This is a genomic window from Nonomuraea sediminis, assembly GCF_018531495.1.
GTDB lineage: Bacteria > Actinomycetota > Actinomycetes > Streptosporangiales > Streptosporangiaceae > Nonomuraea > Nonomuraea sediminis.
The window spans coordinates 202,184-227,977 of record NZ_JAHDTI010000017.1 but is presented as its reverse complement, the minus strand read 5'-3'; the positions used below and the strand labels follow the sequence as shown (position 1 = coordinate 227,977).

Here is a 25,794-nt window from a genome sequence, read left to right as displayed (position 1 = left end):
GGGGTTGCGGTGGTTATGGCGGGAAGGAAACACCCGGTTACATTCCGAACCCGGAAGTTAAGCTTCTCTGCGCCGATGGTACTGCACTCGGGAGGGTGTGGGAGAGTAGGTCGCCGCCGCACAAATCGTTGTATCGGAGAGGCCCGCCCTGGATATGGGGTGGGCCTTTCCGCGTTTCCGGGCCAGGCCTGGGCTCCTAGGCTTGGGGCTTGGGCCGGCCGCCCGCTGCTTTCTGCGGCTATCCACGGCGTTGGGTGGCCCCTCGCGTATTTCGAAGGGGCCATCCGGGGTGCGGGTGGCCCTTTCGTATTTCCGGAGCGCCGCTCGCGTCTTACAACGTGCCCACCAGGGGGCACGCCCCAGGCGGTTGGCGTGCTTGAAGCTCAGCTCCTCGACCCTATGGCCGGCAAGTAGCCCGACAAGGCTGCGACCTGACAGGCCCGATCACCACCCGGTGGCCGGGCCTGTCGGCCGGTGTCGCAGGAGCCGTCGGCTGGCCAGCCGGGCTGCCCGGCGCAAGGCAGGCTCCGCAGGGGCATGGTCTTGGGCCAGGCTTGGTCGCGCGGGCCGGTCTCGGCAGTAGGCGCACCCGAGGTCACCGCAGACACCCTCACGCCACTCATCACACAGGACGCAAAGCGCTGCGTCATGACGTTCGCAGTAGTCCTGCCGGGTGCCGCACCGCAGGCAGGAGCCTGACCCCGGCCGGAGGGCGGAGGGGCGTTTACGAGGCATCCCCCCGGCCGAGGCTCAGCATCTCCTCAACCACCATGGTTGGGACGGATCGGCATCGGAGTCCACAATCGTGCGGAAAAAGTAGAGCTCATCAAGCGGCTGAACCCCCTGCCGGAGTTCCCGCGACGCGCGAGCCGGAAGCCCACACAGGGCCTGCTCCAGCATCCCTCGCGGATGAGCGTCGGAGGGGCAGCATGCCTCAACCCCGCAACCACGAACCACCGGATCCGTCAGCCGGCGAGCTGGCCCGTGAACGGTCCCAGCCCAGCGCGCCACCGCATCGGCGATGGCGCCCGGCCACAGACGCGAGCTCTCGAACCTGGCGATCTCGCTCTGCGCACGCGCCGAGACCCCAGAAACAATCTTCCTGCCCTGTCCTGGGCGGAGCCTGCGCGGCAGGTTCGCGCGCACCTGGCCTGGCCCTCTACGCGCCACAGGCCTTTCGTCGGTTCGAAGTCATAGCAGCCATCCTCCCAAAGAAGGCCGCAACGATCAACGTGGCCCTTTCCCTCCTCCCCACATCCAGGTAGTCACACAAGATCAGCGACAGTCTGCAACAGGTCGAAGTACCACACCGGGCGATCTTCCCGAACCTTCTTGGTCTTCCATCGAGGACATGTAAGCTACGTATCACCGCAGGTCGAAGGCCATCTATGGACTCCCGCGGTCGGTAAACACTCGCAACACCGAAGACTGACTGCCGTGTTCGCCACCAAGCAGCACGTCGAGGTCGAAGCCATCTGGCTACGCATCGTCGCCGCCTGCCGCAACCCGAATCGAGCCTGCGCGAAGACTGACCTGGCGAAGACCATCACCCTTATCAGCGTGGCGGCGCCCACAGCCCTGATCGAGCTGATCACACTCGGGCGAACGCTCAAGCGCCGGGGCGCCGACGTGCTGGCCTACGGTGATCACACTCGGGCGAACGCTCAAACGCCGGCCCGGTCGACGTGCTGGCCTCCTTCGACCGGCCGGCCCTAGTAACGGACCGACCGAAGCGATCAACGGTCGCCTCGAACGCCTACGCGGCTCCGCGCTGGGCTTCGGCAACCTCGCCGACTACATCGCACGATCACTACTCGCGGCTGGCGGGTTCAGAGCACGACTACACACTCAGATCGGTTGAGCTCGGAGAGTTTTGAAAGAAGTCCGGGAGGCGTGTCGGATCGGGGCGGTGGTGTTCGTAGCAGGGGTGAGGCCGCCACAAGGCGCGCGCGACCGACTTCCCGCAAGGAGACACCATGGCTGCCACGTACACCTTCGACATCTTCTCCACGCTCGACGGCTTCGCCAACCACAACGGCGACTGGGGCGGCTACTGGGGCAAGCAGGGCCCCGAATTCCTCGCCTATCGCGCCGCTGCCTACCGCGACCCGCTGCGTATGGTGCTCGGGGCCAAGACCTACTCCTCGAACGCGCCGTTCCTTGACGCAGGCGTCGACCGCAGCCTGTTCGACGGGTGGATCACGCGCATGTTCGACTCCCCGGTCACGGTGCTGTCCAGCCAACTGACCAAGCCGCTCGAGTGGCCGGACACGACCATCGAGTCCGGCGATCCTGTCGAGGTGGTCGCGCGCCTCAAGGCCGAATCCGATGTGCCGCTGCGCTCCCACGGCAGCCTGACGCTCAACCGGGCGCTGCTGAACGCCGGCCTGGTCGACACCATCGAGGTGACGGTCTTTCCAGTGATCTCCGGGGCGACCGGCGTGGACCGGATCTTCCACGGTGTGAACGACTTCGACCTGGAGCTGCTCGAGGCCCGGACCTTCGACGGCCACACGCAGGTGCTGACCTATCGGCCGACCCGACACGGTTGATCGGCGACGGGGCGGCGTTGAGCCATGCCGGGATCGTCATCCTCGCCGCGTGCGTGGTGAATGGCGCTGTGCTGTTGACGTCGACACGTTGACCACCAGCAAAAGACTCTGCACGTCTCAACTCGACGACTCCGTGCGGGGTTGACTCTCTCGTCGCTGACGATGGTCGTGGCTACACGTTGATCGCTCAGGTTCGATTGGCGCTGGTGGTGAAGTGAGCGGGGATGATGGTGCTGCATGGAACCGGCCGCGCTGGATGAGCTGATCGAGTTCTGGGCGCTGCTGGATGAGGATCGGGCGCTGGTGGCCGGTCGCAGGGCGCCACCGCGCTGGGGTTCCGCATGGAACACCTACGCGGCACCGCCCTGGGCTTCCGCAACCTCACCGACTACGTCGCCCGGTCACTGCTCGAGACCGGCGGATTCAGATCCCAGTTACACCCTCGATCATGAAGCGCCTGCAAAGCCCCCTTTTGCGGGCCCCGCAGCGTGCTGGTGGGCGCGGACGATGGTGGGATCCACACTCACATCGCGACCTTGATCCACTTTTGCGACACACCTGGGGAAGGGGGCTTGTGGTGTGGGGGTGGGAGTTAGGCGTGGAGGGTGGCGGTGAGGATGGTGGTGGCGTGGCCGGCGAGGGTTACTCGGGGGCCGCGGTAGGTGATGTGGATGAGGCCGCCTCGGGGGGAGAGTTGGGCGGCCGTGAGGTGGGTGCGGTTGAGGCGGGGGGACCAGTAGGGGGCCAGGGCGCAGTGGGCGGAGCCGGTTACCGGGTCTTCTGGGACTCCTACTCGAGGGGCGAAGAAGCGGGAGACGAAATCCACTGAAGTGCCGCGGGCTGTGATGATTACTCCGCGAGCGTCCACTGATGTGAGTGCTTCGATGTCGGGGGTGAGAGTGCGAACCGTGTCCTCGGAATCGACCTCGACGAGCAGGTCGAGATTGCTCTTGCCGACCGCTACAGGAGTCACCCCGAGGGCCTTTTCAAGACCCGGAGGAACTGTGGTGGGCGTCACTTCCTTGGCCGGGAAATCCATCGTGATCATGCCGTCTGCCTGGCGATTCACCGTGAGCGTTCCGCTCGCCGTGGAGAATTGCACCTCGCCGTCGGCCAACCCGGTCGAATAGAGCACGTGAGCCGTCGCGAGGGTCGCGTGGCCGCACAGCGACACCTCGACCTTGGGGGTGAACCAGCGCAACGAATCGCCCAGCAGGAAGGCCGTCTCGGACAGGTTCATCTCGGCCGCAACAGACTGCATCCACTCGTCGTGTACACGTGACTCGAGCAGGCAGACTGCGGCAGGATTTCCCTTGAAAGCAGTGTCGGTGAAGGCGTCCACGGTGAACAGTCGCATGACAGGATGCTATAGGCGGCCAGATATCCACTCGAAACCGGGACGCTAGACGTACAAAATGGAATAAGTGATGGGCGTGTCGCATGGCGAACACCGAATCGTCGGTTACCGTCCAATGTGTAGGGACGTACCGATTCCGGTGAGTTCCTGAGGAAAGGACATAGCCGATGGGGGCAGTGCGCAAGGTGGTGAGCTACCTTGGCCTGGGCGGGATCGACCACTATGACGATGGCTACGACGACGAGCAGTACGAAGAGGAGTACATGCCGGCGACGGAGCGGGCGGCCAAGCGGTGGCGGTCCACCGTTGAGCCGTCGCGAATCGTGATGGTGCAGCCGCTCAAGTACAACGACGCGCCGATGATCGGGCAGCACTTCCGTGAGGGGCAGACGGTGATCATGGACGTCACCGGTATGCCGATGCCCGAGGCGACCCGGATGGTCGACTTCGCGGCGGGTCTCGCCTACGGGTGCGAGGGCCGGATCGAGCGGATCGCCGACCGGGTGTTCCTGCTCGCGCCCGCGCACGTGGAGATCGAGACCTCCGAGTAGGTCCACCGGCGGCTCGCGGGGGAGCCGCCCACACCCGCTACGCGCGGGATTTCGGCAGCCTTCGGGCTGCGGGGGAGGGCCGCTTGAGTGCTGCGGCCTGCGAGGGGCGTCCGACGTTACCGCCGCCCGACCCTAGGGCTGCTCGCGTGAGTCTGCGCTGAGCGCCCGAAGCCGCCAGAGGCATGGGTCGGGGATACGGCGCGAGGGGTTACGCGGAGGTTGTCGCCTTCGCCGGAACGGCCCCGAGCGCGCCGGACGCACAGCGGCAAGGCATTGGCAGCGACACGGGCCGCATGAGCCCTGCGTGAACTGTCCCGCTGCGAGGTGCGGCGGCGTCGGTGGCTGGGGCTGCGCGGAGGCCGTGGGCATGCGAGGACGTCAGCGGTGAGAGTGTTGCGGCGGCGTCAGCGGCTGGAGCTGGGCCGGAGCCCGGTGGGATCGGTGGTAGCGGCTGGGCGGCGCCGTGCCGGGGTGGGTTACTTGGCGGCGCGGGGGCCGCGGCGGATCAGGCGGGTTAGTTCGGCGGCGTCGTCTGCGGCCTTCTTGGCGCGGTGGTCAGATTCGCGGGCGTAGTCGTGGAGAGCCCATACCGCGCCGTCCGCCAGTTCCTTGAGCTCTGCCAGTTGGGCGGCTACGTAGCGGGCGTCTGACTCGACGGCCTGGTGGCGGCGCCACAGGAGCCAGGCGGCCGCACCGAAGGTCAGCGCTCCGGGGGCTGCCCAGAGTGCGGTCGACAGGATCGCGGCGGTGAAGCAGCACAGTCCGACCACGAGCAGTGTGTACGCCGACCAGGGAGCGCGTCGGGGCGGCACGCCGTCGGCGATGATCGCGCGTTCGGCGTCGGCGAGTGACTCCGGGTCGGGGCCTTCGGGGTGGAGCGAGATCGTGTGGCCGAGGAGTGGCACCGTGACCGACGAGGGTGGCGTCGTCCGGGTGATCTCCTCCAGCTCCTCGGCGACTTTGCGCAGTATCGGCGCCGCCACGTGCAGCGCGATCGCCGCCAGGTGCGGGTCGGCCCCGGGCCGCAGGTCGTCGAGCAGGTGCGAGTTGAGCGACGCCATCGGCCCCTCGGGCCCGCCCAGCCCGATCAGCGCGCGCAGTACGGCGAGCGGCTCGTCCTCCGCCCAGGCCGCGACGGGACTGCTGGTGCCGTTGGTGAGCGGCGTCGACGAGTCGTGCTCCGCCTGCCGGGCCGAGGTGATCTCCGCACAGCGCGCCCGCAGCCGGGCCAGCCGCGCGGCCGCCTGCGCCGGACGCGCCAGCTCCGGAATCTCCGCCATTTCCGGAAAGTCAACGAGAGAGGCGGGAACCACCACGGAAGGCTCCCCGGGCGCCAGCGCCCGCACCCATTCCCGCGGGTCCGCATGCTCCTGTATGGCCAGGACGTCCAGTTTCCGCAGCACGAAGATCTTGCCGGCCGGGCCGTACGCACCCCGAGCGGCGGCCAGCCACAGCGACCGCTGACCGTGTGTGACTGGCCGGTCGAGGGAGAGGTCGCCGAAGGCGGTGCCCAGCCAGGAAGCGTGGATGCGGCTGCCGTGGCCCGCCACGGCCAGGGCCAGGCACAGGAAGAGCGCGGTCTTCTGCTGGTCGCGGGCCGCGGCCCGGCTGAGCGGGTCGAGCGGATCGTCGCCCGACAGGGTGGTCACCAGCGCTTCGACCGCAGGGGGCAGCCAGTAGCCGGGTACGTCACGGAAGCTAGGAGCGGCCGGAGGCGCGGTCCCGTTGGCCGCCAGGTGCGCGAGCAACGCCTCGGCGTACCGGCGCAGCTCTGACGCGGCTTGGGGGCTCGCGGTCAGGTCCGTGCTCAAGGCAGAGAACTCCCCCCTCAGTTCATGACCGCGTAAAGCCTAGCCGGGGGGCGCGCCAACCAGCGGGAGGCGCGCCCCGATGGGGTTACATACGTTCGGGAACCGGAACACCGAGCAGGTCGAGCCCAGTCTCCAGAACACGGAGCGTGAGCGCGCAGAGCGCGAGGCGGTAGGAACGGGTCTCGGCGTCCGCCTTGAGCACCGGGCACTCTTCGTAGAACGTGCTGAACAGGCTGGCCGTCTCGAAGAGGTAGGCGCACAGCCGGTGCGGCTCGGCCAATGCGGCGACCTGCTCGACGACCGCACCGAAGCTCAGCAGGTGCAGCGCGAGCGCCCGCTCGGCGGACTCGTCGACCTTGATCGGCCCGCGTAGGGCGGCGAGCTCGTAGCCGCCCCTGCGGAAGATCGAGCGGATCCTGGCCGTGGCGTACTGCATGTACGGCCCGGTGTTGCCGGTGAAGCCGAGCATGCGGTCGAAGTCGAAGACGTACTCGCTGTCGTGGCTCACGGACAGGTCGGCGTACTTCACCGCGCCCATGCCGACAGCGTGCGCGATCTCCTCCTGCAGCACGGCGTCGTAGCCCCGCTCGGAGATGGCCGCCGAAGCCCGCTCGACCGCCTCGTCGAGCAGGTCCATCAGCTTGACGGACTCGCCCGACCGGGTCTTGAAGCGGCGGCCGTCCTTGCCCAGCATCATGCCGATCTGGACGTGCTCGGCCGAGACCGTGTCGGGCAGCCAGCCGGCCTGCCGCGCGGCCGCGAAGACCATCCGGAAGTGCAGGGCCTGGTCGGCGCCGACCACGTACAGGATGCGGTCGGCCTTCAGGTCGTCGACCCGGTAGCGGACCGCCGACAGGTCCGTGGTGGCGTAGCCGTACCCGCCGTCGCTCTTCCTGATGATCAGAGGGAGCGGCTTGTCGTCGGAGCCGGTGAAGCCGGGCGGGAACACGCACAGCGCACCCTCCGACAGCACGGCCACGCCGGCGGCCTCCAGGTCGTCGCACGTCTGCTCGAGCATCGGGTTGTACATGCTCTCGCCGGCGATGTCGGCGTCGGTGAGCGTGACGCCGAGCATGCCGTAGACCTTGTTGAAGTAGCGGACGGTGGCGTCCATGAAGACGTGCCAGAGCCGCATGGTCTCGGGGTCGCCCGACTGCAGCGTCGTCACCCGCAGCCGCGAGCGCGTCTTGAACGACTCGTCGCCGTCGAACTTGGCGCGGGCGGCCTGGTAGTACTCGGTGCCCATGCCGGCTTCGAGCTGCGCGACGGCGGCGTCCTCACCGATGTCGAGCAGGTGCTCGATGAGCATGCCGAACGGCGTGCCCCAGTCGCCCAGGTGGTTCTGCCGGATGACGTTGTTGCCGAGGTGCTCCATCGTCCGCGCCAGCGAGTCGCCCACGATCGTGGTGCGCAGGTGGCCGACGTGCATCTCCTTGGCCGCGTTGGGCGCGGAGTAGTCGATCACCACGGTCTGCGGCGGCGTGGTGGTGCCCACGCCGATGCGCGGGTCCTCGAACATCTGGGACGCCTCGGTGGCGATCCAGGAGTCGTCCAGCGTGATGTTCAGGAAGCCGGGGCCGCTGACCTCGACCGTTCCGGGAAAGTCCGACAGCTGCGCGGCGATCTCGGTCGCGACCTCCCGCGGGGCCCGTCGCAGGCGCTTGGCCAGGCTCATCGCGACGTTCGCCTGGAAGTCGGCGAACTGTGAGGGCCGGATCAGCGGATCTGCGTCGGCGTACTCAGGGCCGAACGCGTTGGCCAGCGCTTGCTGGACGCGCTCGGTGAGCACTATCTGCGGGTCGGTCATGTTCTAAGGGTACCGGTGACCTTCACCGCGGCGCTGATGCATATCGCCGCCACCACGGAGATCCCGACGGCGGTCAGATCGTTGCCGATGTCGTCCGGCTGCAGCGCGAAGAACTGCCGCACCCACGGGATGGCCAGCGCCACCATGAACAGCGCCGCCATGGCCGCGACCAGCCCCACCCGCCACCAGGTCAGGGGCCTGGCGATCAGCACGAGCACCCACCAGGTGGTGAGGAAGAGCGTGATCACCGCCGACGAGCGGTCCTCGATCTGGGCCCCGCTGGCATAGAACGACAGGAACACCGCGGCCGCGCAGATCACCCCTGCCGGTACGGCGAAGCGCAGCACCCGTGGCACGAATCCGGGCTTGGAGCGCTCGAGCGTGGGCGCCAGCGCGAGGAAGAACGCGGGGATGCCGATGGTCAGCGCGTTGACCAGCGTGGAGTGCCGCGGCGCGAACGGGAAGATGAGCCCGATCACGCCGGTCAGCAGCGACAGCACGATCGCGTAGAAGGTCTTGGTGAGGAACAGGTTGGAGACCCGCTCGATGTTGGCGAGCACCCGCCGGCCCTCGCCCACGACGTGGGGCAGGGTGGCGAAGCGGTTGTCGAGCAGCACGACCTGGGCGACCGCCTTGGTGGCGGGGCTGCCGGCGCCCATGGCGATGCCGAGGTCGGCGTCCTTCAGCGCCAGCACGTCGTTGACGCCGTCGCCGGTCATCGCCACGGTGTGGCCGCGCGCCTGCAGGGCGGAGACGAACTGGCGTTTCTGCTGCGGGGTCACCCGGCCGAAGACGGTGTTGGCGTCGAGCAGTTCGCCGAGCTTGTCCAGGTCGTCCTCGGGCAGTGTGCGGGCGTCGATCGCCTTGTCGCCGTCGGGGATCTCCAGCCCGGTGGCGATCGCGGAGACGGCCTCGGGGTTGTCGCCGGAGATCACCTTGACCGTGACGCCCTGCTTGGCGAAGTAGCGCAGGGTTTCGTGGGCGTCGGGCCTGATTCGCTGCCGGAGCGTCACCAGGGCCGCGGGGGCGATGGAGCCGTTCTCGCGGCCCAGGACGAGCACGCGGGTGCCGGTGGCCGCGATGGTGGCGGCCTTGTCGTAGGCGGGGGTGCCGGGGTCGAGCAGCACGTCGGGGGCGCCGAGGACCCAGTTGCCGTGCGGGCCGAAGTCGGCGCCGCTGTACTTGCGGGCCGAGGAGAACGGCGTCGTCGACACCGCGCTCCACCCGGCGGGCATCGCGGGGTGGACGGCCTGGATGGCCTGGGCGGTGGCGTTGGGGCGGGGGTCCACGTTGGCCAGGGCGGCGAGCGCGTCGTCGACGGGCTGGGTGCCGTCCAGCGGGATCACCTCGTCCAGGTCCATCCCGCCGGCGGTGAGGGTGCCCGTCTTGTCCAGGCAGAGGACGTCGACCCTGGCCAGGCCCTCGATCGCGGGCAGTTCCTGGACCAGGCACTTGCGCTGGCCGAGCCGTACCACGCCGACGGCGAAGGCGATCGAGGTCATCAGCACCAGGCCCTCGGGGATCATGGTGACGATGCCGGCGACCGCGCCGGTGATGGCGGCGCCGAAGTCGCTGCTGTGGCGCAGCTGGCTGTAGATCAGCAGGGCACCGATCGGGATGACCAGCCAGGTGATGTATTTGATGAAGTTGGCCACGCCGTCGCGCAGTTCGGAATGCGCCAGGTGGAACTTGCTGGCCTCCTCGGCCAGCCGTACGGCGTAGGCGTCGGTGCCGACCTTGGTGGCCACGAACGCGCCCGAGCCCGCCACGACGAAGCTGCCCGACAGCACCTGGTCGCCGACGTGCTTGTGCACCGGGTCGGCCTCGCCGGTCAGCAGCGACTCGTCGATCTCCAGGCTTTCGGATTCGACGACGTCGCCGTCGACCAGCAGGCGGTCGCCGGGGCCGAGCAGGATCAGGTCGCCGAGCACCACCTTGCGCGGCTCGATCTCCTGCTCGCGGCCGTCGCGGCGGACGCGCACGGGAGCCTCGTTGATGACGGCCAGCTTGTCCAGGGTGTGCTTGGCGCGCAGCTCCTGGACGATGCCGATCAGCGCGTTGGCCACGATGACCAGGCCGAACAGGCCGTCCTGCCACTCGCCGAAGATCATCACCAGCGCCCAGAGGACGCCGATCACCAGGTTGAAGAGTGTGAAGACGTTCGCCCTGACGATCGCGCCGAGCGACCTGCTCGATCGCTGTGGCACGTCGTTGGTCTTCGCGACCGCCACCTGCGCTGTGGTGAGCCCGTCCACACAACCCCCCGATTTTGCGGAACCACCAAAGATCTACCAGATGCGGTGCGTTCGGGGGGTTGACGAGATTCGTTCGCCGATCCTCGCCACGATGCCGCTCGCGGACAGGTCTCTGGCCAGTTCGCAGGCGGCGCTGATCCCCTGCGCCCGCGACGATCCGTGCGCGATGACCACCGTGCCGTTCAGGCCCAGCAGTACGGCTCCGCCGTGCGCCTCGGAGTCGAGCCGCCGGTAGAGCCGCCTGACCCTTGAGCGTTGCATGAGCGCGCCGAGCTTGGCCACCCTACTTTCGTCGATTGTCTGTCTGAGCTGGTCGAAGGCGTAGCGGACCGCGCCCTCCATGGTCTTGAGCGCGACGTTGCCCGTGAAGCCGTCGGTGGTGATGACGTCGGCGACGCCGGTCAGCAGGTCGTGGCCCTCGACGTTGCCCACGAAGTTCAGCGCGGGCGAGCCGGACAGCAGCTCGTGGGCGCGTTTGACGAGCTTGTCGCCCTTCTCGGCCTCAGCGCCGATGGTCAGCAGCCCCACCCGGGGGCCGGTGATGCCGAAGGCGGCTTCCGCGTAGGCCGAGCCCAGGTGCGCGAACTGGACCAGCATCTCCGGTTTGACCTCGGCGTTCGCGCCCGCGTCAAGCAGGATCGTGGGGTGCGGCGCGGTGGGCAGCGCCACGGCGATGGCGGGTCTGAGCACGCCCTGCTGGCCCTTCAGCCGCAGCCTGCCCGTGGCCACGATGCCGGCCGTCGAGCCCGCCGAGACCACGGCGCCGGCATCGCCCCGCCGTACCAGGAGGCAGGCGATCGCGATGCTGGAGCGGGGGCGGCGCAGGCTGGCCAGCGCGCCCTCGTCCATGGCCAGCGCCTCCTCGGCGCGCACGATCGGGATCTCCCTGGTCGCGTCGTGCTCCGCGAGCGCCTCGTAGAGGATCTTGGGTGGGCCGACCAGCACGACCTGGACGCCGCGCTCCCTGACCGCGTGGACCGCGCCCGCCACGATCTCGTGCGGCGCGTGGTCGCCGCCCATGGCATCCAGCGCGACCGGCCTGCTGTCTGACAAATGGTCACCTCGTACGGCAATCGTACTGGCCGGCGATTCAGACCTTTATGCAAGGTTCCAGTCTGATACGCCCCTCGTCACGATTACCTTGCTGAACATGGACCGGCCGGTGACGCGGATCAGCGGGCCGTCTCCCTCGGTGCCGGCGGTGACGTTGCGCTTACCGAAGACGGAGCCGCCCTCGTCGATCACGCGGGCGTTGTCGGGCACGCGCACGATCAGCTTGCTGAACCTGGCGTCGGCCTCGAGCGTGATCTCCCTGCCGGGCAGCACCGCGGAGCTCAGGTCCACGATGAGCGCGCCGAAGCGGGCCGAGAGCCTGGTATTGCGGGAGGCGACCCAGCGGCCCTTTCGAATGATCTTGCTGAACGTCGAGTTGATCGTCTGCTGTTCGACGACGGCGGCGGGTGTGGACGCGGCGGACACCTCGGGCAGGTCCCGGGTGATGGGGACGAGCTCGCCCATCGTCTTGGCCGTGTACACGGACTCCAGACGGTCGGCGTGCTCGACGCTGGTGAGTCTTCCTGTGGCGAGTGCCTCGCCGAGGATCGCGGCCACGTGGTCGCGGTCGGCGTCGGAGGCGCGGAGAGACGGATCGTCGGTCACGGTTCACGAGTCTACGCACATTCGCGATATGTCGCGAGTGGTGAAACCTCTCCAGAAACTTGGGCCCCAGGGGAACCGGAAGTAGCCCGGGCAGCGTCCGGGTATAAGAACCGTAGACGCGCGACAGGGTCGTGAGGTTTACATCCGATCGAACAAAAAAGATGGGAAAGGCCTAGTGATCTTGAACCAGGCAGGAACACGACGATTCCGGGCCTACACGTCCAAGCATCTCGACGAGCTCCTGCAGCGTGCGGGGCTCGGCGAGGAGCAGCGTCTGAGGGTGCGCGCCGTGGCCACGGTGCTCCCTTTCAGGACCAACGCCTACGTCGTGGATGAACTCATAGATTGGTCGGCCGCGCCCGACGATCCCATATACCGCCTCGTCTTCCCGCAGGAAGACATGCTCCCGGCCGCCGAGGTGTCGAGGCTGGCCGACCTGCTCAAGGCGGAAGCGCCGAACGCCGAGGTTCAGGCGGAGGCCAACAAGGTTCGTCAGCACCTCAACCCGCATCCAGCGGGTCAGATGGAGCTCAACGTGCCGCGGATCGGCCGCGAGCCGGTGCCTGGGATGCAGCACAAGTACCCGGAGACCGTGCTCTTCTTTCCCAAGCAGGGGCAGACCTGTCATGCCTACTGCACCTACTGCTTCCGGTGGGCCCAGTTCGTCGGAGACGCGGACCTGAAGTTCGCCTCCGACGACATCGACCAGCTCGTGGCCTACCTCAGACAGCACCCGGAGGTGACCAGCGTCCTGCTGACCGGCGGCGACCCGATGATCATGGGCGAGCCGGTGCTCAAGCGCTACATCGAGCCGCTGCTGGAGGTCGAGCAGCTGGAGTCGATCAGGATCGGCACGAAGTCGCTGGCCTACTGGCCGCAGCGCTTCACCACCGACCCCGACGCCGACGACACGCTGCGCCTGTTCGAGCAGGTCGTCGCCCGTGGCAAGAACCTGGCCTTCATGGCCCACTTCTCGCACACGCGGGAGCTGGAGCCGGAGCTGGTCGGCTCCGCGGTCCAGCGGATCCTGGGCAGCGGCGCTACGATCAGGACCCAGGCGCCGTTGATCAGGTCGATCAACGACGACCCGGCCGTCTGGTCGGGCATGTGGCGCAAGCAGCTCGCGATGGGGATGATCCCGTACTACATGTTCGTCGAGCGTGACACCGGCCCGCAGGACTACTTCGCCGTGCCGCTCGCCCAGGCCTACGAGGTCTTCAGGGAGGCTTACTCGAGCGTCTCAGGACTGTGCAGGACCGTCCGCGGGCCGTCCATGTCGGCCACGCCGGGCAAGGTCTGCGTCGACGGCGTCACCGAGATCGCCGGCCAGCAGGTCTTCGTGCTCCACTTCATCCAGGCACGGGACCCCTCGCTGGTGGGCCGGCCGTTCTTCGCGCGCTACGACCCGCGGGCGGTCTGGCTGACGGATCTGCGGCCCGCCTTCGCGGATCGTTTTCCGTTCGAACCCGTCGCGGAGGACACCCGGCTGTCGGCCTGAGCGGCAAAGCGCGTGTCCAGCGACCGGAAAATCTGAACCCCCGGCCCGTGACAATTGTTTTCCATGTGTTGTCGCGGGCCAGGGGATGAGGTGCCGGTAATCGCTGGGAGACGTCGACGGAATATCCGGAATGGCGCCCCGCCATGTCCTGACTTGTCGCCTGACCCGCCGCCCCTTTCATGATCCTCCGACCGTGCGTCAAGCCCGTGTACAGCGGGCTTTGCGGCTCCGGCGCCCGGCTCGCGGTGGTGATACAACTGCGTCAGTAGCTCAGCCGGGACGGCGCGCTTCGTGTGGTGCCCAGAGCGTGTACGCCGCGGCTTTCGGGGGTTATCGATTCGCTTATTCGCCATCCGGAAAAGCGGTCGATCAGGAGCCGGGAAGGCAATCATGAATCGTGTTATCAAGACGGCTTTGGCCGTCGCGACATTCGGGCTGGCAGCGGCGCTGTCGATACCCGCGCAAGCACAGACCGCACCCGCGGGCGAGCCGCTCGGCGGCCTGGGCCAGATCCCGATGGGCGGCCTGACGCCGCTGCGGAGCGCCCCCGCCGACGGAGACAGCCCGACCGCCGCGCTGTCGGGCCTGACGAGCGCGCTCGCCGTACTCACCGGCAGCGTCGGCGGTGCTTCCCCGCTGGCCAACCTCGTCGGCGGCGGGTCTCCGCTGGGGAACCTGGGTGGCCCGCTCAGCGGCGCCACCCCGCTGGGAGCCGTCGGCGGCGGTACCCACGGCCTGCGCATGCAAGGCGTCAGCTCCCCGGTCGTCGACCAGGCGGGCCGCCTGAACGACACCGAGACCTCCGGCCTGGTCGGCACCTCGCCCCTGGGCGGCGTGCTCGGCGGCGTCACCACCGCTCTGCCTGTCAGCACGAGCGGGATCGCCGAGCTGCCCGGGCGGCGCGGCGGCAAGGCCGCCAAGACCCACATGAGCGGTACGGCCCGCGCCGGCGAGCCGATTCCGCTGGTGGGCCAGGTCGCCCAGCTCGGGACCGGTCCGATCATGGGATTCATGCACGGGGGTCCGATCGGCGGGACAACCATCGACGAGATCGCCCCGCTCGTCGAGAGGACGGTCGACACCGTGTCCGCCAACGGGATCCAGTCTCAGGGCACGCTCGGCGACACGCTGGGCCCGGTGACTGGTCTCGCCGCGCACTGAGGTGACGACCGCTCACACCCGTGACGTCGTCCACGGAGGGCTATGACGGAAGCCCTTCGCGGACACCGGTGTCCGGGAGGGCGGCCGTAGGGCGAAACGGGCCGGACGCGTGGCCAGGCACGAGGTACGCAACGGGAGGGATGCCCGCCTGACGGCGGGTATGCCGCGGCCTCGGCCCTGCTATCGCGGTCATCGTGCACGAGGTTCGCAACGGGAGGGGCGTTCACCCGACGGTGGACGCGCCGCGGACCTCGCCGGATTCGATCCGGCCGGGCATGCAACGGGAGGGACGTCCGCCGCGGGCGGGCGTGCCGCATGCATCGGCAGGAGACCGCGCCACGAGCGCCGCAACCTCGACGGGCGCACAACGGCCGTCGGGAGAACGCCGCACAACGGTGTCAGGGCGCTCGCATCGGCGCGATGCGCGGGCGCACGACGGCGTTGGGATCGCTGCGTGGCGGGATGCGTGGCATGCCGTACACGGGCGTCCGGAGCGCGCGAGAGAACGGGTCCGGCCCGAAGACGGGCGGTCGGCGTGCTCAGGGCTGAGCACGCCGGATTCCCGAGGTGAGAAGGAAGGACCGACGCGTCGGTCGGAGAGGGCCTGGTGCCGGTGCTCTCGCGGTCGATCGCGCGGGCATCGAGGTCAGCTGCGGACGCGCATCGGCCTCAAGGCGGACCGGGGCGGACGCGCCCCTGGTCCGGGGCTGCCCCCGAACAGCAAGGCCGCGCTGCAGAGTGGCCGGCTGTCCGGGGGGCGCCCGCCGCCGACCCTCGCGGAGGGTCGGCGGCTTCGTCATGTCGCAGGGCAGGCGGATGCCGTGCTGAGTGAAATCGCCGCGTTCAGGGAAGACGGACGCCCGTGCGCCGGGCTATCTGGGCTTGCAGTCTTGCCATCTGCCAGTGCAAATCGAGAAGCTGCTCCGCGAGCTGCACCCGGGGAATCTCGGTCACATCCTCGAAGGCCAGGTGGTCGATCGCGGTCGAGAGCTCTCCCATCGCGCGCCCCCACTCCATCAGTGTCCCTTGGGGTCGAATTAACGTTCGAATCCTATCGGAACACGGGTCTCGCTGTCAGTCGTTTACCTCGCGCGTCGCGCGGGTTTTCGCACACGTGATCGACTGTCGAGAGGGCTGATGGGAGCGGGGTTCTAGCCCTTGTTGTAGGCGGCGATGACCTCGGTGGGGTCGCCGTCCATCTTGATCTTGCCCTTGTGCAGCCAGATGACCCGGTTGCAGGTCTCCTCGATGACCTTGAGGTCGTGGGCGACGAGGAAGACGGTGCCCGCGGACTCGCGGATCTGCTTGATGCGCTCCTCGCTCTTCTTGCGGAACTCGCGGTCGCCGGTGGCCAGCGCCTCGTCGATGAGGAGCACGTCGTGGGTCTTGGCCGAGGAGATGGCGAAGCGCAGGCGCGCGCCCATGCCGGAGGAGTAGGTCGACATGGGCAGCTGGACGAACTCGTCGATGCCGGAGAAGTCGACGATCTCCTGGTACTTCTCCCTGACCTCGGCGGGCGTCATGCCCATCGCGTAGCAGCCGAGGACGATGTTGCGCTCGCCGGTGAGCTCACGCATGAGGGCCGCGTTGACGCCCAGCAGCGAGGGCTGGCCGTCGGTGTAGACGGAGCCGGAGTGCGGTGGCAGGAGGCCCGCGATAGCGCGCAGCAGCGTGGACTTGCCCGAGCCGTTGCGGCCCACGATGCCGATGGCGTCGCCGTGGTAGGACACCAGGGTCACGCCCTGGACGGCGTGCACCTCTTTCATCTGCGGCCTGCCCTGCCGCTTGATGATGCGCGTGAGGGCGTTGACCGCGTTGCCCTTCTCCGCGTCCGTGGCCGCGCCGTAGACGCGGTAGACGATGTGGAGGTCGTCGACGATGACGGTCGGGGTCCCCGTAGGGGCGTCCACGGGCCGCATGCCCGTGGGCTCCTCGCCCTTCACCTGTGACAACTCCTCGATCAGTTCAGCCACGCCCGTACCTCTCCTCGGCGCGCCAGAAGTACCAGAAGCCGAAGCCGAGTGCGAACACTGCCCAGAATACGCAGCTGCCAAGGACCCAGAGCCGCGGCCCCTCGTCCTTGAGCAGGATGTCACGGCCGAACTCCATGTAGGAGGCGGCCGGGTTGAGATACATCAGCTTGGCCACCCAGTCGGGCAGGTGTGCCGCCTGGATCCTGTCCTCGATGGAGAAGAAGACGCCCGAGGCGTACAGCCAGGTGCGCATGATGAACGGCAGCAGCTGGCTCATGTCGCGCACGGACGCGCCGACCCTGGCCATCACCAGGCTCGCGCCCACGTTGAACAGCGACTGGATCGCCAGCAGGACCGGCAGCATCAGCCAGTACCAGGTCGGGAGCTCTCCGGTGATGACGATCAGGACCAGCAGGACGCCCATCGAGACGGCGAGCTGCTGCAGCTCCTGGATCGTGTACGCCAGCGGCAGCGAGGCCCGGGGGAAGTGCAGCGCCCTGATGAGCGACAGGTTGCCGGAGATGGACTTGGCCCCCGCGGTGACCGAGCGCTGGGTGTAGGTGAAGATGAACATCCCGGTCAGCAGGAACGCCGGGTAGTTCTGGATGTGCTTGCTGCCCCCCAGGATGACGCCGAACATCACGAAGTAGATCGCGGCGTTCAGCAGCGGGGTGAGCACCTGCCACAGCTGGCCCAGGGCCGAGCTGGAGTACTTCGAGACGTTGCGCGAGGTGGCGTACGTCAGGATGAAGTGTCGCCGTTCCCACAGCTGGCGCAGGTAGACAGGGAACCTCGGCCGGGCGATGGCACGGCGAAGTCCGTATCTCTCGGCGAGCTTGGCCAGCGGCTCCTGCCCGCTTCGGCCGCCCGCCTGGGCGTCCGCGACTGCGGATTCCGGCTGGCTCATGGCATGGACTCTATTGGATCCGGGTCGATGGGGTGCCCGCCACGGCTGGTTCGGGCGCAGTCAGTTGGACGTCGTCTTCACGGGAACCGGTTCCAAGGCACCGTCAAGACTGGTTCAACGGTAGCTCAGCGAAGCCGGCCGTGACGGGAACGGCGTGAGCACTGTCCCCTGGGGGGTACTTTTACCCAACTGTTCCTTGAGGTGACCTGTCAGGTTGCGTCCCGTTTACCCGCCACTGAGGCCATTACGGGATATGTCTGTGACGCTAGATAACGACACGTGTGACCGAACTGCAATGTGGCAGAGACGCGCTGGTGGCAACTCTTGAGGGATAGTCGCGATCGACTGGCAGGGCGTCGGCTGGTTTGGCCATCTCAGCCAAACCCGGGGGATTACCAGAACCTCCGTCAGGGCTGCACAAGCACTACGTAGCCCAGCGCTTACGCCCACCTGTAGAGGGAGGAAATTCTTCACCATGCGTGTTACTAAGGGCGCACAGATCGTCGCCGGTACCGCGCTGCTGGCCCTCGCGCTTGCCGCGTGTGGCGGCGGCTCCACCAGCGGCAACACGACTGCGGCTGGTGGTGGCGAGACCCCAGTCCGCATGGAACTAGGTGAGCCGCAGAACACCCTGATCCCCACCAACACCACGGAGACCGAGGGTTCTGAGGTTCTGGCCGCCATCTTCGCTCCGCTGGTGCGCTACGACGAGAACAAGAACCCGGTCGAGGAAGTCGCCCAGTCGATCGAGACCACGGACAACAAGGTCTGGACGATCAAGCTCAAGCCTGGCTATACGTGGCAGAACGGCGAGCCGCTCATCGCCCAGAACTACGTTGACGCGTGGAACTTCGGTGCCAACCAGGACAACGCCCAGAACGGCGGCTACTTCTTCGGTCGCATCGACGGTTACGCCGACCTCAACCCGGGCACCGGCAAGCAGGTCGCGACCAAGGAGATGAAGGGCCTCAAGGCCGTCGACGACACGACGCTCCAGGTCACGCTGAGCGCGCCGTTCTCCCAGTTCAAGACCATGCTGGGCTACACGTCCTTCTACCCGCTGCCCAAGGCCGCCTTCGGCGCCGACGGCAAGGTCACCGCCGAGTTCGGTGAGAAGCCGATCGGTCAGGGTCTGTTCAAGCTGGACAAGCCCTACAAGAAGGGCACCGACCAGGCCCTCGAGCTGTCGGTGTACGACAAGTACCTTGGCGCCAAGCCGAAGGGCTGGACCAAGCTCGAGTTCAAGATCTACACGAGCTCCGAGACCGCCTGGAACGACCTGCAGGCCGACAACCTGGACATCCACGACTCGCTGCCGCCGTCGGCGATCGCGAGCGCGAAGACCGTCCTGGGTGACCGCTACCAGGACCAGCCGGACGCCGGCGTCGGTTACATCGGCTTCCCGCTGCAGTACAACCCGGCCTACAAGGACGTCAAGATGCGCGAGGCCATCTCGATGGCCATCGACAGGAAGACCATCACCGAGACGGTCTTCTCCGGTACGCGCTCCCCGGCCGACGACTTCATCAACCCCGCCATCGCCGGCTACCGCCAGGGCGCCTGCACGGCCTGTGAGTACAACCCCACCAAGGCCAAGGAGCAGTACGCCGCGGCCAACGGTCCCAAGCAGCTCGAGCTCGGCTACAACGCCGACGGTGGCCACAAGGAGTGGATCGAGGCCGTCGCCAACAACCTGCGCGCCAACCTCGGCGTCGAGGTCACGGTGAAGCCGTTCGAGAAGTTCGCGGCCATCCTGGACGACCTGCAGGGCAAGAAGTACAAGGGCATGTTCCGCATGGGCTGGGCGATCGACTACCCGTCCGCCGAGGACTACCTGACCCCGATCTTCTCCACCGGGGCCATCGCCAACGGCTCGAACTACGCCGGCTACTCCAACAAGGACTTCGACGCCACGGTCGCCAAGGGTGACCAGGCCTCGTCCCCCGAGGAGGCGCTGAAGCAGTACCAGGCCGCCGACGACATCCTGCTCAAGGAAATGCCGTACATCCCGGTGTACTTCTACCGGAACAACTCGGGCTACTCCACCAAGGTGAAGGGCGTCCACGTCAACCTGCTGAACCAGATCGACTGGCCGCAGGTCGAGAAGTCCTGACGTTCCCTTGAGGGTCCGCTAGAGGACAGCCGTCCAGGAACACGTAACCCCCGGGTTCCGGCGGCTGTCCTCTAGGCGTGTACGGGAGGCTGTGAATTGGCCCGATATGTAATTAGGCGCCTGCTACAGGCGATACCTGTGCTTCTGGGTGCCACGCTGCTCATCTTCACTGTCGTCTTCGCGTTGCCGGGTGACCCCATCGCATCGCTGGCCGGTGAGAAGCGGATGGACCCCAACATCGTTCAGATCCTGCGCGATCAGTACCACCTTAACGATCCCCTGCTGCTGCAGTACTGGTACTACATCAGCGGCGTGATCTTCCGCGCCGACCTGGGCACCACGTTCGCCAAGGTCCCGGTCTCGGAGTTCATCGGGACCAAGTTCCAGGTCACGCTGAACCTGGCGATCACCGCGCTGGTGATGGAGGCACTCATCGGCGTCGGCCTGGGTCTGTGGGCGGCGCTGCGACGCGGCAAGGCCACGGACACCATGATCCTGGCCTCGACGCTGATCCTCATCTCCGTCCCCACCCTGGTGACGGGCTTCGTGCTGCAGCTGTGGCTGGGCGTGTGGCTCAAGGGCGCGGTCGGATTCGAGGTGTTCCCTGTCGCGGGCACCACCGGCGGCTTCAAGTCCTATCTGCTGCCGGGCTTCGTGCTCGCCGGAACGTCGATCGCGTATCTCACGCGACTGACCAGGACGAGCTTGGTGGAGACGCTGAGATCGGACTACATCCGCACCGCCACGGCGAAGGGACTGTCCAGACGCAGGGTGATCGGCAGACACGCGTTGCGCAACGCGCTGATCCCGCTGATCACCTATCTCGGCGCCGACCTGGGCAACCTCATGGGCGGCGCGGTGATCACCGAGACGATCTTCAACCTGGGCGGCATCGGCAACCAGCTCTACCTGTCGGTGTACCTGCGGGAGCAGCCGGTCGTCGTCGGCATCGTGACAATCCTGGTGCTCATCTACATCGTGGCCAACCTGGTGGTGGACATGATGTACGCCGTGCTCGACCCGAGGATCCGCTATGAGTGAGACCCCGCAGATCGGCCCGATGCGTCCTGACACGCAGACGCTGAGCGTGGATCAGGTCATGGCGCCCCCGTCGCCGGGCAAGCACAAGAAGAAGGAAGGCAAGCCGGCCAGTCTCTGGACCGACGCCTGGTACGACCTGCGGCGCAAGCCGATGTTCGTCATCTCGGTGGTCCTGATCGCCGTCCTGCTCGTCATCTCGATCTGGCCGTCGCTGTTCACCTCGATCAACCCGTTCGACGCCAAGACCTGCGACCTGTCCACCGCCAGGCACCTGCCCAGCGCCGGACACCTGTTCGGCAAGGACAGCCAGGGCTGCGACGTCTACGCCAGGGCGATCTACGGCGCGCGGAACTCGATCGTGATCGGCGTGCTGACCACGGTCATCGTGGCGGTCTTCGGTGGCCTGCTCGGCCTGATCGCCGCGTACTACGGCCAGGCGGTCGACACGCTGTCGTCCCGGGTGACGGAGATCTTCTTCGCCATCCCGCCGATCCTGGGCGCCCTGCTGATCGCCGCCACGTTCCGTGGCACGATCAACAGCATCCTGCTGGTGGTGATCGCGCTGGCCGTGCTCGGCTGGCCGATGACGTTCCGCATCATGCGGGCCGCGGTGATCACGGCCAAGAACCAGGACTTCGTGGTGGCGGCGCGCGCCCTGGGCGCGGGTCCCGGCCGCATCATGTTCCGTCACCTGCTGCCCAACGCACTCGCCCCGGTGATCGTCATCGCGACCATCAACCTCGGTGGGTTCATCGCAGCCGAAGCGGCGCTGTCGTTCCTGGGAGTCGGCGTGCAGTCGCCGGACATCTCCTGGGGCCTGATGATCGCCGACGCGCGCAACCGGTTCCTGGAGGCGCCCCTGCCTCTGGTGTTCCCCGCCGTGTTCCTGAGCATCACGGTGCTCGCGTTCATCATGCTCGGCGATGCCGTACGCGACGCTCTCGACCCCAAGCTCAGGTGATGACATGAAGAACACGACGACGACGGAGACGTTGCCCGCCGAGGGAGGGCTGGGCGACGAGCCGTTGCTGGCGATCGACGACCTGCACGTGGAGTTCCACACCCGCGCGGGTGTGGTGCGCGCGGTCAACGGCGTGAGCTACTCGCTGAACCCCGGCGAGACGCTCGCGGTGCTCGGCGAGTCGGGTTCGGGCAAGTCCGTGACCGCTCAGGCGATCATGGGCATCCTGGACATGCCGCCGGCGCGGATCCCCCGCGGGGAGGTCCGCTTCCGCGGCACCGACCTGCTCAAGCTGTCGGACGAGGCCCGCACGCAGGTCCGCGGCCAGCGGATCTCGATGGTCTTCCAGGACGCGCTCTCGTCGCTGAACCCGGTGTTCACCGTCGGCTGGCAGATCAGCGAGATGTTCCGGGTGCACCGCGGGATGTCCAAGCGCGACTCGCTGAAGAAGGCGGTCGAGCTGATGGAGCGGGTCCGCATCCCCGCCGCCAAGCAGCGGGTGAACGACTACCCGCACCAGTTCTCCGGCGGTATGCGCCAGCGCATCATGATCGCCATGTCGATCGCGCTCGACCCCGAGGTGCTCATCGCCGACGAGCCGACCACCGCGCTCGACGTGACCGTGCAGGCCCAGATCATGGAACTGCTCAGCGAGCTGCAGCGCGAGAGCAACATGGGCATGATCCTGATCACCCACGACCTCGGCGTCGTCGCCGACGTCGCGGACAAGATCTCGGTCATGTACGGCGGGCGGATCGTGGAGAACGCGCCCGTGCACGACATCTACCGTTCGCCCGCCCACCCCTACACCAAGGGCCTGCTCGAGTCGATCCCCCGGGTCGACCTGAAGGGCCAGGACCTGTACGCGATCAAGGGTGCGCCGCCGAACCTGCTGGACATGCCGACAGGCTGCGCCTTCCACCCCCGCTGCCCCTACCGTCAGGACACCTGTGTGACCGACGTCCCGCCGCTGCACCAGATCAGCTCCTCCCGCAGCAGCGCCTGTCACTACTGGAGGGAGGTCATCGATGGCTGAGAACATCCTGGAGGTGCGTGACCTGGTCAAGCACTTCCCGCTGACTCAGGGGATCGTGATCAAGCGGCAGATCGGCGCGATCAAGGCCGTGGACGGCGTCTCGTTCGACCTCGCCAAGGGGGAGACGCTGGGCATCGTGGGCGAGTCGGGCTGCGGCAAGTCCACGCTGGCCAAGGTGCTGATGGCGCTGGAGCGGCCGACGTCGGGCTCGGTGAAGATCAACGGCCGGGACATGGCCCGCGCCAGGGGCTCCGAGCTCAAGCGGATGCGCCGCAACATCCAGATGGTGATGCAGGACCCCTACACCTCGCTGAACCCGCGGATGACGGTCGGCGACATCGTCGGCGAGCCGTACGACATCCACACCGAGGTGGCGCCGAAGGGTGACCGCCGGCGCAAGGTGCAGGACCTGCTCGAGGTGGTCGGTCTCAACCCCGACCACATCAACAGGTACCCGCACCAGTTCTCGGGCGGCCAGCGCCAGCGCATCGGCATCGCCCGCGGGCTGGCGCTCCAGCCGGAGATCATCGTCTGTGACGAGCCGGTCTCCGCGCTGGACGTGTCGATCCAGGCGCAGGTCATCAACCTGCTCGAGCGGCTGCAGAACGAGTTCGACCTGGCCTACATCTTCATCGCCCACGACCTGTCGGTGGTGCGCCACATCGCCGACCGGGTGGCCGTGATGTACCTGGGCAAGCTCGTCGAGCTGGGCAAGGACGCCGAGGTCTACGACAAGCCGGCGCACCCCTACACCCAGGCGCTGCTGTCGGCCGTGCCGGTCCCCGACCCGGAGGGCCGCGAGCAGCGCGAGCGGATCATCCTGCAGGGCGACCCGCCCTCGCCGGCCAACCCGCCCTCGGGCTGCCGCTTCCGCACCCGGTGCTGGAAGGCTCAGGAGATCTGCGCGCAGGAGGAGCCGCTGCTGCAGATCCGGCCGGGGACGGCGCACGAGAGCGCGTGCCACTTCGCCGAGACGCACGACGTGGTGCACGTCGGCTGACGGCGTGACGGAGCCCTCCGCGGCGATCCGCGGGGGGCTCCGCCATGCCCGGCCTCAGTCGCCGTACTGGTCGGCCTCGTCGTCCTCGTCGAGGTCGGTGTGCTCGCCCGGGATGGCGTGGGTCAGGTTTCTCAGCGTGTCGGCGTTCGGCACGGGGAAGGCGCTGATCAGCGTCCTCAGCGTGTTGTCGTCCATGGCGCCGCGGGTGAGGCTCCTGACGGTCGGGACGGTGGCGGTGAGCTGGTCGACCTGGCCGATGAGCGGCAGTGTGCACAGGGCCCGCAGGCCCAGCAGCTCGCTCAGCCCGAACAGGCAGCGGACCTGTTGCGGGGCGGCGGTGGTCTGAGTGGTGGCGGTGGCGGCGCCGGCGGCGCCCACCAGGATGAGGCCGGCGACGGTCGAGGCGGCGAGAATGGGGCGGATCATTGGTTCCCCCGAATCCGATGACAATCCGCTACAGCCAGTAACTGGCTGTGACCATCTTAGGACTACCCCTGGCCTTGGCGCCGACACCACCTACTTCGTGGCAATGATGGCGGACCCGTGGCCGAACAGGCCCTGGTTGGCGGCCAGGCCCACCCGGGCGCCCGCCACCTGGCGCGGGCCCGCCGTACCGCGCAGCTGGGCGGTCAGCTCGCACACCTGGGCGATGGCCTGGGCCGGGATGGCCTCGCCGAACGAGGCGAGCCCGCCGGAGGGGTTGACGGGGATCCGGCCGCCCAGCGCCGTGTCGCCGGCGCGCAGCAGCTTGTCCGCCTCGCCGGGGTCGCAGAGCCCGACGTCCTCGATCCAGTCGAGCTCCAGCGCCGTGGACAGGTCGTAGACCTCGGCGAAGGAGACCTCGCGCGGGCCGAGCCCCGCCTCCTCGTAGGCGGCGTGCGCGATCGAGGCGCGGAAGGTCCGCTCGGGCGCCGGCACCGCCGCGGTGGAGTCGGTGGCGAACTCCGGCAGCTCAAGCACCGTGTTGGGGAAGAGGGGCGTGACCGTGGACACCGCCGCGATCTTCACCGGATCCGTGACGCCCAGCCTGGCGGCGTAGGCGGCCGAGGCGAGCACCAGCGCGGCGCCGCCGTCGGAGGTCGCGCAGATGTCCATCAGGTGCAGCGGGTCGGCCACCATCGGCGAGGCCAGGACCTCCTCGGCCGTGACGGTCTTGCGGTAGCGGGCCATCGGGTTCAGCGACCCGGCCAGCGCGTTCTTGACCTTGACCGCGGCGAAGTCGGCCGGGGTCGAGCCGTGCAGGGCCATCCGCCGCCTGGCGTACAGCCCGAAGTAGGCCGGGTTGGTGGCGCCGAGCAGCCGGAAGCGCAGCCAGTCCGGGTCGTCGGGCCGTTGCCCGCCCACCGGCTTGAAGAAGCCCTTGGGTGTGGAGTCCGCGCCCACGACCAGGGCCACGTCGCACAGGCCCGCCAGGATCCGCGCGCGTGCGATGTCGATCGCCTGGGCTCCCGAGGCGCACGCGGCGTAACAGGAGGCGATGCGGGCGCCCGACCAGCCGAGCGCCCGCGCGTAGGTCGCGCCGGAGACGAACCCGGGATAGCCGTTGCGGATGGTGTCGGCGCCCACCAGGAACTGCACGTCGGTCCACGCGATCCCGGCATCGCGCAGCGCGGCTCTGGCCGCGGCCACGCCGTACTCGTGGAAGGGTCTGCCCTGCTTGCCCCACGGGTGCATGCCGGTGCCCAGGACCACCACCTGGCCGCTCATGAGGGCCTGCCCCACATCCACACCAGCGGCCCGTCGGCCAGTGGCCCGTGCGTGAGCTCCAGCTCCATGCCGACCTCCAGTTCGTCGACGGTCAGGTCCCTGACCTGCCCCAGCACGACCAGCCCCGCCCCGTCCAGCTCCACCGCCGCCAGCGTGATGGGGACGTACGGCTCGGCCGCGACGTAGGGCTCCGGCGGGGCGTAGCAGGCGTTGGTGTAGGACCAGACGCGGCCGCGCCGGGGGAGCCTGGTCTCCTCCAGGCGTTCGCCCTCGCAGTGCGGGTTGCGGCACGGGCCGGCCTGTGGCGGGAAGCAGGCGGTGCCGCAGTCGGCGCAGACGGTGCCGATCAGGTGGGTGCCCGCCTCGTCGATGGCGAACCAGCCGTCGATCGCTAAGGTCATAGGC

Annotated in this window: 21 protein-coding genes, 1 rRNA gene and 2 pseudogenes; 12 read left to right on the top strand and 12 right to left on the bottom strand. The window is 68.0% G+C overall.

Annotation, left to right across the window (positions count from 1 at the left end; all coding sequences use genetic code 11):
• Positions 1 to 5 precede the first annotated feature (5 nt).
• From rrf to KIK09_RS49245, 4 genes and pseudogenes are all read left to right on the top strand, one after another.
• Positions 6 to 122: ribosomal RNA gene (rrf, locus tag KIK09_RS49265) — 5S ribosomal RNA — on the top strand.
• A gap of 1,294 nt (positions 123 to 1,416) precedes the next feature.
• Positions 1,417 to 1,861 (top strand): annotated as a pseudogene (locus tag KIK09_RS58690) (hypothetical protein); the annotation flags it as partial.
• Between the two features lie 115 nt (positions 1,862 to 1,976).
• The gene (locus tag KIK09_RS49250; RefSeq protein ID WP_214326493.1) at positions 1,977 to 2,552 is read left to right on the top strand and encodes a dihydrofolate reductase family protein; all 576 of its coding nucleotides are present in this window, start codon (positions 1,977 to 1,979) and stop codon (positions 2,550 to 2,552) included.
• Between the two features lie 305 nt (positions 2,553 to 2,857).
• A pseudogene (locus KIK09_RS49245) lies at positions 2,858 to 3,004 on the top strand (ISL3 family transposase); the annotation flags it as partial.
• Positions 3,005 to 3,144: 140 nt separating this feature from the next.
• On the opposite strand, the gene KIK09_RS49240 reads toward KIK09_RS49245, so the two are convergent.
• Positions 3,145 to 3,909, bottom strand: a complete 765-nt coding sequence (locus KIK09_RS49240) for a PhzF family phenazine biosynthesis protein (protein WP_214326492.1) — start codon at positions 3,907 to 3,909, stop codon at positions 3,145 to 3,147.
• A 167-nt stretch (positions 3,910 to 4,076) separates the two neighbouring features.
• On the opposite strand from KIK09_RS49240, the gene KIK09_RS49235 reads away from it, so the two are divergent.
• A complete protein-coding gene (locus KIK09_RS49235; RefSeq protein WP_214326491.1) occupies positions 4,077 to 4,460 on the top strand; it encodes a cell division protein SepF in 384 nt (127 codons plus the stop codon).
• A gap of 476 nt (positions 4,461 to 4,936) precedes the next feature.
• On the opposite strand, the gene KIK09_RS49230 is transcribed toward KIK09_RS49235, so the two are convergent.
• The 5 genes from KIK09_RS49230 to KIK09_RS49210 form a co-directional block, all read right to left on the bottom strand.
• A complete protein-coding gene (locus KIK09_RS49230; protein WP_250575021.1) occupies positions 4,937 to 6,271 on the bottom strand; it encodes a hypothetical protein in 1,335 nt (444 codons plus the stop codon).
• 85 nt (positions 6,272 to 6,356) lie between these two features.
• Positions 6,357 to 8,078, bottom strand: a complete 1,722-nt coding sequence (gene argS, locus KIK09_RS49225) for an arginine--tRNA ligase (RefSeq protein WP_214326490.1) — start codon at positions 8,076 to 8,078, stop codon at positions 6,357 to 6,359.
• The gene (locus KIK09_RS49220) at positions 8,075 to 10,309 is read right to left on the bottom strand and encodes an HAD-IC family P-type ATPase (protein ID WP_308164758.1); all 2,235 of its coding nucleotides are present in this window, start codon (positions 10,307 to 10,309) and stop codon (positions 8,075 to 8,077) included. Before KIK09_RS49220 ends, argS begins: the two co-directional genes overlap by 4 nt.
• Positions 10,310 to 10,366: 57 nt before the next feature.
• Complete coding sequence (gene plsX, locus KIK09_RS49215; RefSeq protein WP_250575020.1) at positions 10,367 to 11,386, bottom strand: phosphate acyltransferase PlsX; 1,020 nt, start codon at positions 11,384 to 11,386, stop codon at positions 10,367 to 10,369.
• Positions 11,387 to 11,431: 45 nt separating this feature from the next.
• A complete protein-coding gene (locus KIK09_RS49210; RefSeq protein ID WP_214326488.1) occupies positions 11,432 to 11,992 on the bottom strand; it encodes a DUF1707 SHOCT-like domain-containing protein in 561 nt (186 codons plus the stop codon).
• A gap of 175 nt (positions 11,993 to 12,167) precedes the next feature.
• Here KIK09_RS49210 and KIK09_RS49205 point away from each other — a divergent pair, with 175 nt between their 5' ends.
• Positions 12,168 to 13,490 carry a KamA family radical SAM protein gene (locus tag KIK09_RS49205; protein ID WP_214326487.1) on the top strand — a complete coding sequence of 441 codons (1,323 nt, stop codon included), beginning with the start codon at positions 12,168 to 12,170 and terminating at the stop codon, positions 13,488 to 13,490.
• A gap of 390 nt (positions 13,491 to 13,880) precedes the next feature.
• Entirely contained in the window at positions 13,881 to 14,651 is a 771-nt protein-coding gene (locus KIK09_RS49200; protein ID WP_214326486.1) for a hypothetical protein, read from the top strand.
• 843 nt (positions 14,652 to 15,494) lie between these two features.
• Here KIK09_RS49200 and KIK09_RS49195 read toward each other — a convergent pair.
• The 3 genes from KIK09_RS49195 to KIK09_RS49185 form a co-directional block, all read right to left on the bottom strand.
• Positions 15,495 to 15,668 carry a hypothetical protein gene (locus tag KIK09_RS49195; protein ID WP_214326485.1) on the bottom strand — a complete coding sequence of 58 codons (174 nt, stop codon included), beginning with the start codon at positions 15,666 to 15,668 and terminating at the stop codon, positions 15,495 to 15,497.
• A gap of 134 nt (positions 15,669 to 15,802) precedes the next feature.
• Positions 15,803 to 16,624 carry an ABC transporter ATP-binding protein gene (locus tag KIK09_RS49190; protein ID WP_214326484.1) on the bottom strand — a complete coding sequence of 274 codons (822 nt, stop codon included), beginning with the start codon at positions 16,622 to 16,624 and terminating at the stop codon, positions 15,803 to 15,805.
• Positions 16,617 to 17,531, bottom strand: a complete 915-nt coding sequence (locus tag KIK09_RS49185) for an ABC transporter permease (RefSeq protein ID WP_214326483.1) — start codon at positions 17,529 to 17,531, stop codon at positions 16,617 to 16,619. The genes KIK09_RS49190 and KIK09_RS49185 overlap by 8 nt, the downstream gene beginning before the upstream one ends.
• 475 nt (positions 17,532 to 18,006) lie before the next feature.
• Between KIK09_RS49185 and KIK09_RS49180 the strand changes: the two genes are divergently transcribed.
• From KIK09_RS49180 to KIK09_RS49160, 5 genes are all read left to right on the top strand, one after another.
• Entirely contained in the window at positions 18,007 to 19,644 is a 1,638-nt protein-coding gene (locus KIK09_RS49180; RefSeq protein ID WP_214326482.1) for a peptide ABC transporter substrate-binding protein, read from the top strand.
• 96 nt (positions 19,645 to 19,740) lie between these two features.
• On the top strand, positions 19,741 to 20,685 hold the full coding sequence (locus tag KIK09_RS49175) for an ABC transporter permease (RefSeq protein WP_214326481.1): 945 nt from the start codon (positions 19,741 to 19,743) through the stop codon (positions 20,683 to 20,685).
• Positions 20,678 to 21,646 carry an ABC transporter permease gene (locus KIK09_RS49170; RefSeq protein ID WP_250575019.1) on the top strand — a complete coding sequence of 323 codons (969 nt, stop codon included), beginning with the start codon at positions 20,678 to 20,680 and terminating at the stop codon, positions 21,644 to 21,646. Before KIK09_RS49175 ends, KIK09_RS49170 begins: the two co-directional genes overlap by 8 nt.
• Positions 21,647 to 21,650: 4 nt before the next feature.
• The gene (locus KIK09_RS49165) at positions 21,651 to 22,682 is read left to right on the top strand and encodes an ABC transporter ATP-binding protein (RefSeq protein ID WP_214326480.1); all 1,032 of its coding nucleotides are present in this window, start codon (positions 21,651 to 21,653) and stop codon (positions 22,680 to 22,682) included.
• Positions 22,675 to 23,682: an ABC transporter ATP-binding protein gene (locus KIK09_RS49160; protein ID WP_214326479.1), complete on the top strand. Its 1,008-nt coding sequence runs from the start codon at positions 22,675 to 22,677 to the stop codon at positions 23,680 to 23,682. Before KIK09_RS49165 ends, KIK09_RS49160 begins: the two co-directional genes overlap by 8 nt.
• A gap of 54 nt (positions 23,683 to 23,736) precedes the next feature.
• Here KIK09_RS49160 and KIK09_RS49155 read toward each other — a convergent pair whose 3' ends face one another.
• From KIK09_RS49155 to KIK09_RS49145, 3 genes are all read right to left on the bottom strand, one after another.
• Positions 23,737 to 24,108 carry a hypothetical protein gene (locus KIK09_RS49155; protein WP_214326478.1) on the bottom strand — a complete coding sequence of 124 codons (372 nt, stop codon included), beginning with the start codon at positions 24,106 to 24,108 and terminating at the stop codon, positions 23,737 to 23,739.
• Positions 24,109 to 24,198: 90 nt separating this feature from the next.
• The gene (locus KIK09_RS49150; RefSeq protein ID WP_214326477.1) at positions 24,199 to 25,389 is read right to left on the bottom strand and encodes a lipid-transfer protein; all 1,191 of its coding nucleotides are present in this window, start codon (positions 25,387 to 25,389) and stop codon (positions 24,199 to 24,201) included.
• Positions 25,386 to 25,790 carry a Zn-ribbon domain-containing OB-fold protein gene (locus tag KIK09_RS49145; protein WP_214326476.1) on the bottom strand — a complete coding sequence of 135 codons (405 nt, stop codon included), beginning with the start codon at positions 25,788 to 25,790 and terminating at the stop codon, positions 25,386 to 25,388. Before KIK09_RS49145 ends, KIK09_RS49150 begins: the two co-directional genes overlap by 4 nt.
• Positions 25,791 to 25,794 lie beyond the last annotated feature (4 nt).

Bases quoted from the DNA above. Each gene is read 5' to 3' on its own strand.
- KIK09_RS49250 (WP_214326493.1), top strand. From the start codon at position 1,977: ATGGCTGCCACGTACACCTTCGACATCTTCTCCACGCTCGACGGCTTC.
- KIK09_RS49240 (WP_214326492.1), bottom strand. From the start codon at position 3,909: ATGCGACTGTTCACCGTGGACGCCTTCACCGACACTGCTTTCAAGGGA.
- KIK09_RS49235 (WP_214326491.1), top strand. From the start codon at position 4,077: ATGGGGGCAGTGCGCAAGGTGGTGAGCTACCTTGGCCTGGGCGGGATC.
- argS (WP_214326490.1), bottom strand. From the start codon at position 8,078: ATGACCGACCCGCAGATAGTGCTCACCGAGCGCGTCCAGCAAGCGCTG.
- KIK09_RS49200 (WP_214326486.1), top strand. From the start codon at position 13,881: ATGAATCGTGTTATCAAGACGGCTTTGGCCGTCGCGACATTCGGGCTG.
- KIK09_RS49195 (WP_214326485.1), bottom strand. From the start codon at position 15,668: ATGGAGTGGGGGCGCGCGATGGGAGAGCTCTCGACCGCGATCGACCAC.
- KIK09_RS49185 (WP_214326483.1), bottom strand. From the start codon at position 17,531: ATGAGCCAGCCGGAATCCGCAGTCGCGGACGCCCAGGCGGGCGGCCGA.
- KIK09_RS49180 (WP_214326482.1), top strand. From the start codon at position 18,007: ATGCGTGTTACTAAGGGCGCACAGATCGTCGCCGGTACCGCGCTGCTG.
- KIK09_RS49170 (WP_250575019.1), top strand. From the start codon at position 20,678: ATGAGTGAGACCCCGCAGATCGGCCCGATGCGTCCTGACACGCAGACG.
- KIK09_RS49165 (WP_214326480.1), top strand. From the start codon at position 21,651: ATGAAGAACACGACGACGACGGAGACGTTGCCCGCCGAGGGAGGGCTG.
- KIK09_RS49160 (WP_214326479.1), top strand. From the start codon at position 22,675: ATGGCTGAGAACATCCTGGAGGTGCGTGACCTGGTCAAGCACTTCCCG.
- KIK09_RS49155 (WP_214326478.1), bottom strand. From the start codon at position 24,108: ATGATCCGCCCCATTCTCGCCGCCTCGACCGTCGCCGGCCTCATCCTG.
- KIK09_RS49150 (WP_214326477.1), bottom strand. From the start codon at position 25,389: ATGAGCGGCCAGGTGGTGGTCCTGGGCACCGGCATGCACCCGTGGGGC.
- KIK09_RS49145 (WP_214326476.1), bottom strand. From the start codon at position 25,790: ATGACCTTAGCGATCGACGGCTGGTTCGCCATCGACGAGGCGGGCACC.